At 35.9% G+C, this 15099-nt stretch carries 16 protein-coding genes; 13 read left to right on the top strand and 3 right to left on the bottom strand.

Features of this window, described 5'->3' with window-relative positions:
* The first annotated feature begins 112 nt into the window (after nucleotides 1-112).
* The 8 genes from LPC09_RS18175 to yajC all read left to right on the top strand — a co-directional run bounded on the left by LPC09_RS18175 (nucleotide 113) and on the right by yajC (nucleotide 6073).
* Nucleotides 113-826, top strand: coding sequence for a YhcN/YlaJ family sporulation lipoprotein (locus tag LPC09_RS18175; RefSeq protein WP_176551171.1), 714 nt, complete (start codon nucleotides 113-115; stop codon nucleotides 824-826).
* A 117-nt stretch (nucleotides 827-943) separates the two neighbouring features.
* Nucleotides 944-1471 (top strand): intercompartmental signaling factor BofC, encoded by a 528-nt coding sequence (locus tag LPC09_RS18170; protein WP_098798766.1) that lies wholly within the window; start codon nucleotides 944-946, stop codon nucleotides 1469-1471.
* Between the two features lie 221 nt (nucleotides 1472-1692).
* Complete coding sequence (ruvA, locus tag LPC09_RS18165) at nucleotides 1693-2301, top strand: Holliday junction branch migration protein RuvA (protein WP_098798767.1); 609 nt, start codon at nucleotides 1693-1695, stop codon at nucleotides 2299-2301.
* 9 nt (nucleotides 2302-2310) lie between these two features.
* A complete protein-coding gene (gene ruvB, locus LPC09_RS18160; protein ID WP_098798769.1) occupies nucleotides 2311-3315 on the top strand; it encodes a Holliday junction branch migration DNA helicase RuvB in 1005 nt (334 codons plus the stop codon).
* Complete coding sequence (locus LPC09_RS18155; RefSeq protein WP_098798770.1) at nucleotides 3308-3508, top strand: DUF2905 domain-containing protein; 201 nt, start codon at nucleotides 3308-3310, stop codon at nucleotides 3506-3508. Before ruvB ends, LPC09_RS18155 begins: the two co-directional genes overlap by 8 nt.
* A 50-nt stretch (nucleotides 3509-3558) precedes the next feature.
* A complete protein-coding gene (queA, locus tag LPC09_RS18150; RefSeq protein WP_098798771.1) occupies nucleotides 3559-4587 on the top strand; it encodes a tRNA preQ1(34) S-adenosylmethionine ribosyltransferase-isomerase QueA in 1029 nt (342 codons plus the stop codon).
* 54 nt (nucleotides 4588-4641) lie between these two features.
* Nucleotides 4642-5787, top strand: coding sequence for a tRNA guanosine(34) transglycosylase Tgt (gene tgt / locus LPC09_RS18145; protein WP_098798773.1), 1146 nt, complete (start codon nucleotides 4642-4644; stop codon nucleotides 5785-5787).
* Nucleotides 5788-5812: 25 nt separating this feature from the next.
* A complete protein-coding gene (yajC, locus tag LPC09_RS18140; protein ID WP_098798774.1) occupies nucleotides 5813-6073 on the top strand; it encodes a preprotein translocase subunit YajC in 261 nt (86 codons plus the stop codon).
* Nucleotides 6074-6118: 45 nt separating this feature from the next.
* On the opposite strand, the gene LPC09_RS18135 is transcribed toward yajC, so the two are convergent.
* Nucleotides 6119-6505 carry a TIGR04086 family membrane protein gene (locus LPC09_RS18135; protein WP_176551172.1) on the bottom strand — a complete coding sequence of 129 codons (387 nt, stop codon included), beginning with the start codon at nucleotides 6503-6505 and terminating at the stop codon, nucleotides 6119-6121.
* 245 nt (nucleotides 6506-6750) lie between these two features.
* Between LPC09_RS18135 and LPC09_RS18130 the strand changes: the two genes are divergently transcribed.
* From LPC09_RS18130 to LPC09_RS18120, 3 genes are all read left to right on the top strand, one after another.
* Complete coding sequence (locus LPC09_RS18130; protein ID WP_098798775.1) at nucleotides 6751-8043, top strand: ArsB/NhaD family transporter; 1293 nt, start codon at nucleotides 6751-6753, stop codon at nucleotides 8041-8043.
* 76 nt (nucleotides 8044-8119) lie between these two features.
* Complete coding sequence (locus tag LPC09_RS18125) at nucleotides 8120-8779, top strand: DUF421 domain-containing protein (protein ID WP_231307937.1); 660 nt, start codon at nucleotides 8120-8122, stop codon at nucleotides 8777-8779.
* A gap of 124 nt (nucleotides 8780-8903) precedes the next feature.
* A complete protein-coding gene (locus LPC09_RS18120) occupies nucleotides 8904-9911 on the top strand; it encodes an IS1595 family transposase (protein WP_098795657.1) in 1008 nt (335 codons plus the stop codon).
* Nucleotides 9912-9945: 34 nt separating this feature from the next.
* Here the strand turns inward: LPC09_RS18120 and LPC09_RS18115 are convergent, their stop codons facing one another.
* Nucleotides 9946-10377, bottom strand: coding sequence for a YhfM domain-containing protein (locus LPC09_RS18115; RefSeq protein WP_098795656.1), 432 nt, complete (start codon nucleotides 10375-10377; stop codon nucleotides 9946-9948).
* A gap of 197 nt (nucleotides 10378-10574) precedes the next feature.
* The gene (spoVB, locus tag LPC09_RS18110) at nucleotides 10575-12146 is read right to left on the bottom strand and encodes a stage V sporulation protein B (RefSeq protein WP_231307936.1); all 1572 of its coding nucleotides are present in this window, start codon (nucleotides 12144-12146) and stop codon (nucleotides 10575-10577) included.
* Nucleotides 12147-12292: 146 nt separating this feature from the next.
* On the opposite strand from spoVB, the gene LPC09_RS18105 reads away from it, so the two are divergent.
* Both LPC09_RS18105 and secDF read left to right on the top strand, forming a co-directional pair.
* Nucleotides 12293-12586: a post-transcriptional regulator gene (locus LPC09_RS18105; protein WP_098798779.1), complete on the top strand. Its 294-nt coding sequence runs from the start codon at nucleotides 12293-12295 to the stop codon at nucleotides 12584-12586.
* Between the two features lie 137 nt (nucleotides 12587-12723).
* Nucleotides 12724-14967: a protein translocase subunit SecDF gene (gene secDF / locus LPC09_RS18100; RefSeq protein ID WP_098798780.1), complete on the top strand. Its 2244-nt coding sequence runs from the start codon at nucleotides 12724-12726 to the stop codon at nucleotides 14965-14967.
* Nucleotides 14968-15099 lie beyond the last annotated feature (132 nt).

Genomic DNA, 15099 nt, shown 5'->3' with positions numbered 1-15099 from the left:
ACCATATTTTTAAATAGTTACCTTTAACTAACAGACTTATTTTTCCTTCCTTGTACAAGATAATACATGAGCGATCATCTTGCTCACATAGTATCTTGGGGAGGTTATTGATTTGACAAAAGGTAAAAAAGCTACTGCTTTAACAGCAATTGCACTGTTAACAACGGGTTTAACAGCTTGTAATGGAGATCAAGGTGCCTTAGAAAACAATAACAATAATCAAGCTCAGCCAATTGGATACTATACAAATGAAGGTAACGGTGCAGATAACGAAGGTCCTGTTACTGAAATGATGGATGGAATGAATGGCGAAAATAATAGAAATTATTTTCAACGAGTTAACAATCGGTATGATAACCGTAATATGAGCAATCCAACTGTCCCGCTAGGTAATAATGATAACGGTCTTGTCCGGGACAACCGTTATAGCCATGGAGATGCGAATTATCACCGCCATTTAAATGAAGTGGGGTATTATAACCGTGGTGATGGTGAGATTGCTCAAAAAGTGAAAAACTCCGTCGAAAAAATGGACAATGTTGAGGATGCGCGAGTCATTGTTACAGATGACAATGTGCTAGTTGCGGTTGATACGAATGATCGAAATGACAAAGATATGAAGCAAAAGGTAACAAAAGAGCTTCAAAAAATGTCAGATGGACGTAATATTCAAGTTTACACAGATGAAGGAACGTTTACACGCATTCGAAATATCGATAACGATATTCAAAATGCTGTAGACAGAGATGTCATTGATACAGATGTTAATGAATTATTGAATGACTTAGGCGATGCAGTTCAACGTCCTTTTACTAATAACCGTTAAACAAGGAGCTTTGCTCCTTGTTTTTTGATTTAGATTAAAAATTTTTGGTTAAAACTTCTATAAATGGTCACAATATAAAATGATTTAATAATCATTAGCGAGGTGAGATAGGTGAGAATGTTTCATCGAAGCCGCATCCTTACCATTTGTAGTTTTGTAGGAGTTATGTTGTTTATCAGTCTTTTAAATGTAAATCAACAGCCTATTCATGCTGAAGAACATAGTGTACAGGAGCCTTTAACAGTAAAGGTTATATTGAAGAGAAAATACTTAGATGGAGAAATCAGTGAGGAAGTGACAAAGGAAACCATCTTATCAATGAAAGATTTTTGGGCAGAATATAAGGATTGGCAATTGCTAAATCAAGAAGAGGATAGAGTTGTCTTTCAGAAAAATATTGATGATATCTCTCCGTTATTAAAGACAAATGGATATTTTGGTATTGCTGGTGATGGCACATTGACGATCTTCAATGGAAAGCCAAAAACGAATGAAGTGATTCAATCATTTTTTCAGTTAGATGTTGAAAAATTAGAGAGTCGAAAACATGATGAACTTAAAGAAGGAATTCGTATTCAATCTAAAGATCAATATCTAGAAGTCTTACAAAACCTTCAGTATTATTCAAAAACCGAAAAACAATGAAAATTAGAGCTAATCTAAAGAGTTTCTCTTAGGTTAGCTCTTTTTCTATAAGGAAATAAGTAAAACCTTTTTAAAATAAGAAATACGTACAAACATTTTATAATAAATGATAAGATATAATGATGAGAACAATTGTACCCCTTTTGAAAGATTGAATAAAATGACTTCTGAATAGAAACGTTTTTTGATACAATGAGGTACAGTTATAATGAGGTGAAGAAATGATTGAGTTTATTAAAGGCTTTGTTGATGATATTACGCCTGAGCACATTGTTATTGATCATCATGGATTAGGCTATCAAATTCATGCCCCGAATCCTTACAGCTATACGAAAAGCCGTAAAGAGGAAGTTGTTGTTTATACATATCAACATGTGCGTGAAGATATATTAGCTTTATATGGATTTCCATCAAGGGAAGAAAAGGCGTTATTTATGAAGCTCTTAAATGTGACGGGCATTGGGCCGAAAGGTGCTTTAGCGATACTTGCATCAGGTAACCCTTCACAGGTAATAGAAGCAATTGAGAATGAAAATGATACATTTTTAGTCAAATTCCCAGGTGTTGGGAAGAAAACTGCACGTCAAATTATCTTAGATTTAAAAGGTAAATTAGGAGATGTGGCAGCTCTGTATGCACCAGATTTGTTTAACCATGAAGAAATAGAGCAAACTGAAACAGCAAATCACGCCTTAAATGAAGCTATAGAGGCATTAAAGGTTTTAGGATATGCAGAACGTGAAATTAAAAAGATCACTCCTTCTCTTCAACAAGAAAATCTATCAACTGATCAGTATGTAAAAAAAGCTTTGCAAAAGCTATTAAAGTAAGGTGATAACATGGACGAACGTCTTGTTTCAAGTGAAGCAGACTTACAAGAATCCTCTCTTGAACAAAGTTTAAGACCTCAAACACTAAGTCAATATATCGGACAGGATAAGGTAAAAGAAAATTTAAAAGTATTTATAGAAGCTGCTAAAATGCGAAGTGAAACACTTGATCATGTTCTGTTATATGGACCTCCTGGGTTAGGGAAAACCACATTGGCAACTATTATTGCGAATGAAATGGGGGTTAATATTCGTACCACATCTGGTCCAGCGATAGAAAGGCCCGGAGATTTAGCAGCTATTTTAACCGCTTTGGAGCCAGGAGATGTTCTGTTTATTGATGAAATTCATCGTTTACATCGTTCAATCGAAGAAGTATTATATCCTGCCATGGAGGATTTTTGCCTGGATATTGTGATTGGAAAAGGATCGACTGCAAGATCCGTCCGATTAGATCTACCTCCATTTACGCTCATTGGAGCAACAACAAGGGTAGGCTTATTAACAGCACCTCTTCGGGACCGATTTGGTGTATTAAGTCGCCTGGAATATTATAATGAAAAACAGCTTGCCCACATCATTGAGAGAACAGCGGAAATACTAGATATAGGCTTAGATTATAATGCGGCAGTTGAAATGGCAAGAAGATCAAGAGGAACGCCGAGGATTGCAAATCGTTTGTTAAGAAGAGTTCGAGACTTTGCTCAAGTTACAGGGGTAGAAACGATTACAAATGAATTGGCAACAGACGCACTTGAGAGATTGCAAGTGGATAAATTAGGTCTTGATCATATCGATCATAAGCTTTTACTTGGAATTATTGAAAAATTCCGTGGTGGTCCGGTTGGAATTGATACAATTTCGGCAACAATAGGAGAAGAATCTCATACAATCGAGGATGTTTATGAACCATATTTATTACAAATAGGCTTTCTTCAACGAACACCAAGAGGAAGAATTGTAACTGATCTGGTTTACCAACATTTTAAAATGGAGGCTCCTCATCATGATTGATTTTCCTAAAGTTTTAATGATCATAGGTGGAATCCTTCTTATAGTCGGATTTTTTATGCAGTTTATAGGGAAACTACCAGGAGATATTGTGTTTAAAAAAGGAAATACAACGGTATTTTTCCCAATTGTCACCTGTATTGTTATCAGTATTGTTCTTTCATTAGTTTTTTCGTTTCTTGGACGATTTAAGTAATGGGTAGTTAAAAATATGTAAATAGATAGATTAGAAATTAGGTGAATGTATTGAAAGTAGAATTATTTGATTTTCATCTTCCTGAAGAATTAATTGCACAAGTTCCATTAAAAGAAAGAGATGCGTCAAGATTAATGGTTCTTCAAAAAGACACCGGAGACATTCAGCATGAAACATTTAAGAGCATTGTTGATTATATTAATCCGGGTGATTGTCTTGTTCTTAACAATACGAGAGTCATGCCGGCCCGACTTTTTGGAGTTAAGGAAGATACAGGAGCAAGTATTGAAATTCTGTTGTTAAAGCAACAGGAAGATGATGTATGGGAAACACTTGTTAAGCCTGCAAAAAGAGTGAAAGAAGGAACGATTATCACCTTTGGAGCAGGGAACTTAAAAGCAACTTGTGTTGGTTCAAGTGATCATGGTGGTCGTTTATTACGCTTTGACTATGAAGGAATCTTTTACGAAGTTTTAGATGCGCTTGGCGAAATGCCGTTACCACCATATATTAAAGAGCAACTCGATGACCGCGAAAGATATCAAACTGTTTTTTCACGGGAAATCGGTTCAGCTGCTGCACCGACAGCAGGCTTACATTTTACTGAGGAAATTCTCGATGAGCTCAAAAATAAAGGTGTCCATATTGCGTTTATCACTTTGCACGTAGGATTAGGAACATTCCGTCCTGTTAGTGCTGAAACAGTAGAAGAGCATGAAATGCATGCTGAATTTTATCAATTAACAGATGGAACGGCTGCTCTTTTAAATGAAGTTCGTTCAAATGGAGGAAGAATTATCTCTGTTGGTACGACTTCAACTAGAACACTTGAGACCATCGCTTCAAAACATAATGGTAAGTTTGCAGCTGAAAATGGCTGGACAAATATATTTATTTATCCTGGCTATGAGTTTAAAGGGATTGATGGCATGATTACAAATTTTCACCTGCCGAAATCTTCATTAATTATGCTTGTTAGTGCGTTAGCAACACGAGACCATGTTATGCATGCATACGAGACCGCTGTAAAGGAAAAATATCGATTCTTCAGCTTTGGAGATGCTATGCTAATTATCTAATATTGTCCCTTTACTTAAGGACAAACAGAGCGTTACATTTAAGGAGGAAATAGGGTGTCAACTTCACCAATTCGTTACGAACTTATTAAAACATGCAAACAAACAGGAGCAAGATTAGGAAAGGTACACACCCCTCACGGCAGCTTTGAAACACCGGTTTTTATGCCAGTAGGAACACTTGCGACTGTAAAAACAATGTCTCCTGAAGAATTAAAGGAAATGGGAGCAGGAATTATCTTAAGTAATACATATCATTTGTGGCTCCGTCCAGGAAACGAGATTGTAAAAGAAGCTGGAGGACTTCATAAATTTATGAATTGGGATCGTGCCATCTTAACCGATTCAGGTGGATTTCAGGTATTCAGTTTAAGTGAATTCCGTAAAATTGAAGAAGAAGGTGTGCACTTCAGAAATCATTTGAACGGTGACAAGCTGTTTTTATCTCCTGAAAAGGCTATGCAAATTCAAAATGACTTAGGCTCTGATATCATGATGGCATTTGATGAATGTCCGCCGTATCCAGCCGAATATGATTATATGAAAAAATCAGTTGAACGAACAACTCGTTGGGCTGAACGATGCCTTAAAGCTCACAATAGACCGAATGATCAAGGGTTATTTGGAATTATTCAAGGTGGGGAATATGAGGAATTACGAAAGCAGAGTGCAAAAGATTTAGTTTCTATGGATTTTCCGGGCTATGCGGTTGGTGGATTATCTGTAGGAGAGCCTAAAGACGTGATGAATCGGGTACTAGAATTTACAACGCCATTAATGCCTTCAAACAAGCCCCGTTATTTAATGGGTGTAGGATCTCCAGACTCATTAATTGATGGAGCGATCCGCGGTATTGATATGTTTGACTGTGTATTACCGACCCGAATTGCGCGAAACGGTACATTGATGACGAGTGAAGGCCGATTAGTCGTAAAAAATGCAAAATATGCAAAAGACTTTGGACCACTGGATGAAAACTGTGACTGTTACACATGTCGTAATTTTTCTCGTGCATACATTCGACATCTCATTAAAAGTGATGAAACGTTCGGCTTAAGATTAACATCTTATCATAATCTTCATTTTCTGGTAAACTTAATGGAGAAAGTTAGACAAGCAATCCGTGAAGATCGTTTAGGAGATTTCCGCGATGAATTCTTTGAAACATATGGTTTTAATAAACCAAATGCTAAAAACTTTTAATACTTGCTTGAAAGGGGTGAAATAAATGGAAATGTTAGGAACAGTTTTACCGTTAGTATTGATGTTCGCAATTTTTTACTTCTTGCTAATTCGTCCGCAGCAAAAGCAACAAAAAGCTGTACGTGAAATGCAAAACAGCCTACAAAAGGGTGACAAAATTGTGACGATCGGAGGACTACATGGTATCCTTGATTCAGTTGACGAAAACAAAATCGTCCTAAAAGTAGGAGATGGCACTCGTTTAACATTCGATCGTAAATCAGTACGTGAAGTTATAAAAGACTAATTATGAACATAATAAAAAAACAGGGTATAAATTTAACCCTGTTTTTTATTTTGCTGCTCGTGATGAAGACACGTTAACCCCAAAGATTCCACCAAGCATTGCTACTAATAAAAATCCTCCATGATACATAAGTTCTTCCATTGTAAAAATTTCACCATGGCCCAGAAATTTAAACAATAAAATAATGAGTGAGAAAAGCAGGGCGGTAATCCCTCCGATAAGCCAGCCTTTTTCCTTTCCATTTCCTCCGGCAACAAAGCCACCGATAAATAAGGCCAGAATCGACAAACCTAAAAGCACCCATGTAATTGATGATTCTGTTAAATCGGTAAACTTTAATAATAAAGAAAATACTAGGCTTGTGGCTAAAGCCATAACAAAGATGGTGATAAGACCATAAAGGATTGCTTTACCCCATTGTTTTGTTTCCACAAAGCATCCCCCTTTCCCTCTAGACAAGTCCCGAGCTTGTTGTGAGCTCGTCTTATTAAAGAATATTCATAGAATAAAAAAATAGACTATAAATATTTTAGTGGACTTGCATCATATGATGGTAAAGAGGACTTGCTTGTAGATTAAAAAAATCCTTTTACTTATTGAGTACTATTTCATTCGGTAGTAAACATCATGTTATCCGGCTGCTTTTAAATGGTGTTTACTATCAAGGAGGATAAATAATGCTTACCACTTTAACAGTTATCATCTTTCTTATTACTTATTTTGTTATAATGACGGAAAAAATTGATCGTGCTTTAGCGGCTGGTTTGGGTGGAGTCGCTATGCTTATTGTTGGAATTTATGATATAAACAAGGCATTTCTTACGTACATAGATTGGAATACAATTTCGCTGTTATTCGCGATGATGCTGATTGTCATTATTACAAGTCAAACAGGTGTATTTGAGTTTGTAGCAATTATAATGGCTAAAGTAGTAAAAGGGAGGCCTATTCCACTTCTTATTGTTATCTCTACGTTAACAGCTATTGGATCAGCTTTTCTTGCAAATGTGACGATGGTGCTTCTACTTGTTCCAATTATCCTTACAATCGTGCGAATGTTAGATATACCTGCCATTCCTTATCTAATTACAATTATTATCGCTTCAAATATTGGTGGAACAGCTACACTAATTGGAGATCCTCCAAATATCATGATTGGTCAAGCAGTTGAGCATTTAACGTTCAATGCTTTTATTACTCATTTAAGTCCAATTGTGTTGATTATTTATGCAGTTGTTTTGATTTACTTAATCGCGATCTATTGGCCAAAACTTCAGGTTGACACGATTGATCAAAAAAAGCTAGCGTCGATTAAGGCGAGTAACTATTTAAAACTAACACCGGCATTACCAAAGTCCATTTTCGTTTTACTTATGACTATTGCTGGCTTTGTCTTAAATCCTATTTTACACATTGATCTTACGAGTGTTGCATTAGCAGGGGCATTATTGTTATTATTGCTTACTCACGATGAATACAAGCCTGATGAGGTGTTTAAACAAGTTGAATGGGGAACATTATTTTTCTTCGTAGGATTATTTATGTTAATTGGCGGGCTTGAAGAAGTAGGGGTTATTGATGAGCTTGCACGTGGAATGGTATTTTACACAGAGGGTGATTTACCTAAAACATCAATGCTTATTTTATGGATGACAGGTATTTTATCAGGTTTTGTTGATAATATCCCTTTTGTAGCAGCAATGATTCCGATGATTATCGAGTTTAAAGATTACGGAATGACAAATTTAGATCCTTTATGGTGGTCTTTGGCATTAGGAGCTTGCTTAGGAGGAAACGGGACATTATTAGGTGCAAGCTCTAATTTAGTTGTTGCGGGACTTGCAGCAAAGGAAAAAGAGCATATCAATTTTATCGAATTTCTTAAAGTTGGTTTTCCAATCGTTATTATCTCACTTGGTATCTCCTCTGTTTACGTTTATTTTCGATATCTTCTAAACTTTACGATGTAGATGAAATGTTTACATAAAAGTTAAGTTATCGTTCAAAATAAGTGTTAAGCAATTAGATAAAAGGAGGCCATGAAAAGTGGAATTTTACATAACGATCTTGGCTCGCACCCTATTTCTTTACTTTCTCATTGTTCTTATTTTTAGGCTTATGGGAAAGAGAGAAATTGGTGAGTTGAGCATATTGGACTTAGTGGTCTTTATCATGATTGCAGAAATGGCAGTAACAGCAATTGAGGCCCCAAGTGACCCATTAATAAATACAGTTATTCCTATGCTGATTCTAATGATCATTCAGATTTCATTAGCATATTTATCTCTCAAAAATCAAAAAATCAGGCATATTTTAGACGGAAAGCCGACAATTATTATTAATCGTGGAAAAGTAGATGAACAAGCCATGAGAACACAAAGATATAACTTTGATGATTTGATGACACAGCTACGTGATAAAAACATCAACAATGTTGCAGATGTTGAATTTGCTATCTTGGAGCCGACAGGGAAACTTTCAGTCATTGAAAGACAGAAAAAAAATAAAAAGCAGCCAGAGCTTCAGCTTCCTCTAATTGTTGATGGAAACATTCAAGATGAGAATTTGCTCACGATTAACAAAAACAACTTATGGTTAAGACAGCAACTTCGGAAGCTTGGATATAAAGATACAAAGCAAATTTCGTTATGCACATATGGAAAAGGCATTTTCTTCATTGATTTGAAGGACGAAGATAAAAACTAATGTTGGTGGAGGTCGCATTGACTTTCACCTTTTTTTATGTAAAGGCTGTTTTCGCATAGATTGTTGCTTTCTTGACCATACTGTTAAAGGCTTGGTATAATGCTATTTCAAGGAGGCGTTCGGTATGTGGTTGGATGTGTATGAAAATGCAAATGAGCTTACAACAGAAGAACAGTTAGAGTTATTTAATGCTCTTAAAAGAGACCTTTTTCCAGATGAACCAGATAAGATTACCAAACTACTGAAACAAATTCGTGAAACTCGTTTTAACAGTGGTATGGCTTGTGTTCATTGTGGAAGCACATCTGTAAAGCGTAATGGTAAATACAAGACTCGCCAACGCTATCTTTGTAAGGACTGTAATAAAACATTTAACGATATGACTAATACACCATTCTCTGGTTCTCGCTATCCTGATAAATGGGTGAAATATATGGAGATGATGGTCGAAGGATATACACTACCTAAAATCGCTAAATGGCTTAGAATACACATCTCAACGGCTTTCTATTGGAGGCATAAAATACTGAATGCTCTGCGTTCGTTAGATTTTGCACAACTACAAGGTATCGTTGAAAGTGACGAGACCTTCTTTCGTGAGTCAATGAAAGGTCGTGAAGTTACCCATCGTAAACCTAAGAAAAGGAAGACTCCAGACGAAAAGAGAGGGATTTCTGACTTAAAAATTGCCGTTGTTGTAGCACAAGACCGAAATAACAACATTATTGCTTTGAAAGCTGGAACAGGTCGTGTTAAAGCAGATGAAATTGATACTGCCATCGGTAAATATATAGACCCCAAATCTTTACTTTGCACTGATACAGCGACTAACTATAAGAAATTCGCAAAAATGAAGGGATTAAAGCACGAACCTATCAATGACCGACAGAAACAACGAGTAAAGAAGGGAATTTATCATATTCAAAATGTAAATAGTTTTCATAGCCGCTTAAAGACTTGGATGCGAAGATTTCAAGGTGTGGCAACAAAGTATCTTGACAACTACCTTTATTGGTTCAGATGGCTTGAAATAGACAAGCATTTATCCTTTGAAAAACAAGTGGAGCAAATGCTTATTTCAGCGTGTCAAAAATCGAATAACACAACAGTTGAAATGCTAAAATGTGCATAAGAAAAGACCTCAAGCAAGAGGTCTCATTAAATTTCTATTCTATTAACTCAATTAACTTATCAGTCATTTCTTCTGAAACAGTATAGATTGTATGAGTGTCGTCTGTTTTCATTAAGGTGCTTTTTTGTCCTTTTTCACCTATCCATAAATGATAACTTTGCTTATTTTCATTTATGTAGATGACATCCAAATAATATTCAGGATTAGCCATATTCGCTATCCCGTCTTCTTTTACAGCACTTGAAATAATACTTTTAAATGTTTCGACATCTTTATCTTCTTCGAAAACAGTTGGACTGACTCCTTTTGACTTAGAAATACTAATCTTTGTAATTTCCGCATCACCTTCTGATTGTAATTCAGCGTTGGTATTTGCCGCATCCGTAGTAGTGCTATCTTCCGATTGGCAACCAAAAAGAATAGCGGACAACAAAGTTAAAGATAAAAGCAGAGTAATTTTTCTCATATATTATAAACCTCCAATCGTCTTGTTCTAATATTCAAATTAGACGAATAAAACCCTCTTGAAGTTGCACTCTATTTTATTTTATCAGAAAATTGTTACCTATCAACTTTTATCAAAAAACAACAAACTTTACGAAAACAGCCTATGTAAAAAAAGCAATTGAGCATTACTCAATTGCACGAATAGAAAAAATATTTTTATTTTGCTGGTATTAATCGAGCAAGAAAATGACCTACAAAAGGAATGCGTTGTATTTCGTCTTTTTCTACAAGTTTTAACACTAAAAGTAAGAAGCAATAAATGAGTGATGTAACGGTTAAAGATGTAATTAACCTTAAAATGATCGGGAATTCCGTTACGACATTTTCATAGAACAAATATCCTGTCACACCGGCTATGACCATTGTCATTCCACTTTTAATATAGTCTCTTATATGAATCGTAAACGGAACAACTTTTATAACTGTTGCAAAATGTAAAAGAGTAACAAGCATAATACCTATGACAATAGCCAAAGCAGCACCCATAATACCGAGTGACGGTCTTGTTGCTAATACGAAGATAAGAGCTGTTTTGACAGCTGAACCTATTAAACTATTAATCATAGCAGCTTTTGCTAAGTCTAAAGCTTGTAGCACAGCCTGTAAAGGTCCCTGGAAATAATGAAAAATAAAAAATGGTGCCATCACTTGAACGAAAATGGCAGATTTGCTACTACCATACATGATGCTCATTAAAGGTTCCGAAAAAACATATAACACAACACATGCCAGCCCACCACTTACAAGTGAGAGTCTTAAAGCTTGCTGCAAGCGATGTTCAACGAGCTTTAGCTGATTATTAGCCATTGCCTCACTTATTGCAGGAACAAGGGAGGTAGATAAAGAATATGTAATGAATGAAGGCAGCATCAATAAGGGTATTGCATATCCTGTAAGACCTCCATATTGTTTTGTAGCAACAGCTGTGGCAACTCCTGCTATAGCAAGGCTGTTTGCAACAACTATTGGTTCAAAGAACCATGAAAGTGATCCGATAAATCGACTTCCTGTAGTTGGGAGTGCGATACCCATTAATTGATTAAATGTTTCTTTTCCATTCTGAACAGATTTAAAGAATTTTCTTCGAATTCTTATTTTCTTTTTCACTTTAAACATGGCTGCCAAGTAGATAAGTGAAACCAATTCTCCAACAACAGCTGAAATCATTGCGCCAGCTGCGGCAAATTCAATTCCGTATGGTAAAAAGGCACTTGTACATATTGCAACCAACGAAATACGAACAACTTGCTCTAACACTTGGGAAATGGCAGCAGGTCGCATATTTTGCCGTCCTTGAAAGTAGCCGCGGATAACAGAAGAAATTGCCACGATTGGAACTACGGGAGCAATTGCCAGCAATGGCCAATATGTACGTCGATCTGTAAAAACATGCTCAGATAAAAATGGTGCGAGAAGCATCATAGTTGGTGTGAAAATGATACTTAGGGTTCCGGTTACTGATAACGAAACAACAAGTATTTTCTTTACCTTACGAGAATCACCTTTTGCTTCAGCTTCTGCAACAAGCTTTGAAATGGCAACAGGTAATCCAAGTTGTGTAATGGTAATCGCTAAAACAAGGGTTGGGACGGCCATGTTATATAAACCAACCCCTTCTTCTCCGATGAAACGGGCAACAACTATTCGGTTAATAAATCCTAATACACGGGTTATAAATCCTGCCAAGATTAATATGAGCGTTCCTTTTAGAAACGTTTGCTTTGACATTTCTCTCCCTGCCTTCTCAAATAACGTGGAATCATATACAATTACTATATGCGACTCAATAGGCCAAGCATGACAAGTTATATAGTATTGTGTGGTACTTCCTTAAAATAGCCCTTAAAATGTCTCGTAAAAGGAGTGTAATAATAATGAATAAGCAGCCAATTGATGAATTCCGTCATCATGTGAAACCTGCAATTAAGAGCAAATTAGAAGAATTTATGATTTTAGGCTATGAGGATGTTTCTGAAGAAAAGCTTTGGTCATTTCTAAAAACAAAAAAATGGAAAAAAACACCTGAACTTTATGTACATGAGGTTGTGCGTGATATTCTTTCATTAAAAGTTGGAGATTTTATGAACTATGCCACTGTTGAATCATTTAAAGGAGGAAATTGGTTCGAAAGTGACGAAGGTAAAGATTTGTTAAAAGGTTTGATTTAACATTGATTCTACATCTTTTAAAAGCGTATAATTTGATGGGGAATGTTAACCTTGTAAAATAAACAAAGCCTGCATCTTTAGTAAGTTATTATCGGCTTTATATCATTTCGTTTTGTGGAAATTAAGGAGGATACATAATGGTTAAGCGCGGACGCATAATTGCGTTTTTTCTACTTGTCCTAGTAGTAGGTAGTATTATTGGCCTGAATACAAATAGGGCAACAAGCAACATTATTTTGGGACTAGATTTGCAGGGGGGCTTCGAAATTCTATATGAAGTTGAACCAGCAAACGAAGGGGACGAAATTACAAGGGATGTGCTTGTAAGTACAGTTAATGCTCTGCAAAAGCGTGCAAATGTCCTTGGAGTAAGTGAACCGAATATTCAGATTGAAGGTGAAGATCGAATTCGTGTTCAACTTGCAGGTGTAAGTGATCAAAATAAAGCACGGGAAATTTTATCTACACAAGCTGAATTAACTTTCCGAGATCATGAAGACAAAGAAATGCTTAACGGCTCTGACTTAGTAGAAGGTGGAGCGAAGCAATCATTTGATGAGCAAGGAAAGCCTAATGTTGCGATTCAATTAAAAGATGCAACGAAGTTTAAAGAAGTAACAGAAGAAATTGTAGGAAATGCTCCTTATAATCAACTTGTTATTTGGCTTGATTATGAAGAGGGAGATTCATTCCAAGAAGAAGCAACTAAGCAAGATCCAAAATATCTTTCTGCACCAAATGTTGATCAAGTATTTAATCAAACAGATGTTACCATAACAGGGAACTTTACAATCCAAGAAGCACAAGATTTGGCGAATTTATTAAACGCAGGTTCTCTTCCCGTTAAGTTAACAGAGATGTATTCAACTTCCGTTGGAGCTCAGTTTGGTGAGCAGGCATTAGATCAAACAGTTCTGGCTGGAATTGTAGGAATAGCTATCATTTTCCTATTCATGTTATTCTTCTATCGTTTACCAGGTTTGATTGCAATAATTACTCTTTCAACGTATATATACTTAATTCTTCAAGTGTTCGATTGGATGAATGGTGTTTTAACTTTACCAGGTATTGCTGCACTTATTCTTGGTGTCGGTATGGCAGTTGATGCGAATATTATCACATATGAACGAATTAAAGAAGAATTAAAACTTGGGCGTACAGTTCGGTCTGCCTTTAAGGCTGGATCAAGACGATCGTTTGCAACGATTTTTGATGCGAATATTACAACCATTCTAGCAGGAGCTGTGCTCTTTTTCTTTGGGACAAGTTCTGTTAAAGGCTTTGCCACAATGTTAATCATTAGTATTATTGTAAGCTTCTTAACGGCTGTATTTTTATCAAGAATCTTGCTTGGACTTTTAGTAGAGAGCCGTTGGCTTGATAAGAAAAAAGGGTATTTCGGTGTGAAGAAGGAGCATATCATCAGTATTGAAGAAACAGATGATGATACGATTGCACCTACTCGTTTTGATAATGTTGATTTCTTAAAACATCGCAAGAAATTTTTTATGCTATCAACAATTCTTGTAATCGCTGGTATTGTCATATTAGTAGTATTCCGTTTGAATCTTGGTATAGACTTTGCAAGTGGTACACGTGTTGAGGTTCAAGCAGAAAAAAGTCTAACAACACAACAAGTAAATGATGAAATGGAAAAATTAGGTCTAGAAGCTGATGATATTGTCTTGGCTGGTAATAACAATGAAATTGCTGTTGCTAGATTTATCGGTGTTCTTGATCAACAAAAAATTGCGGAAGTAAAAAGTCATTTTCAAGAATTATATGGTATGGATCCAAATATAAGTACAGTTTCTCCTACTGTCGGAAAAGAGCTTGCAAGAAATGCAATGTATGGAATATTGATTGCTTCAATAGGAATTATCATATATGTAGCGATTCGATTTGAGTTTTATATGGCGCTCGCGTCGATCGTTGCCTTGCTTCATGACGCATTCTTTATCATTGCTTTCTTCAGCATTACCCGTTTAGAGGTTGACATTACCTTTATTGCAGCGGTGTTAACAATTGTTGGTTATTCCATTAATGATACAATTGTAACGTTCGACCGGATTAGAGAGCTATACAAGAAGAAAAAGGTTAAAACTGTTGAAGATTTACAGTTGATTGTAAATCGCAGTTTACAGCAAACCTTTACTAGATCTGTTAATACAGTATTGACTGTTGTTATTGCTGTTATAGCGCTAATGATCTTTGGTAGTGCTTCAATTACGAATTTCTCGATTGCTTTACTAGTTGGATTGGTTTCGGGCACCTATTCTTCATTATTTATTGCTGCTCAGCTATGGCTAATTTGGAAAGGAAAGCAATTAACTAAAAAGAAGGATGTTCCTTCTCAAGTAAGTGACGAACCACAAGTATAAAATTAAGGGTTATCCCTCTCTAATTTGTTATTATTTAAAGTAACCACATGTGTTTACGAAATAATACAATGAGATGGGATAACCCTCATTTATTGTAAGCAGTTGGTTAAACTATAGGTACGAGCAAAAGAG

Origin of the sequence: Metabacillus sp. B2-18 (assembly GCF_021117275.1) — a bacterium.
Taxonomy (GTDB): domain Bacteria; phylum Bacillota; class Bacilli; order Bacillales; family Bacillaceae; genus Metabacillus.
This window is presented reverse-complemented; position numbering and strand designations above follow the sequence as displayed.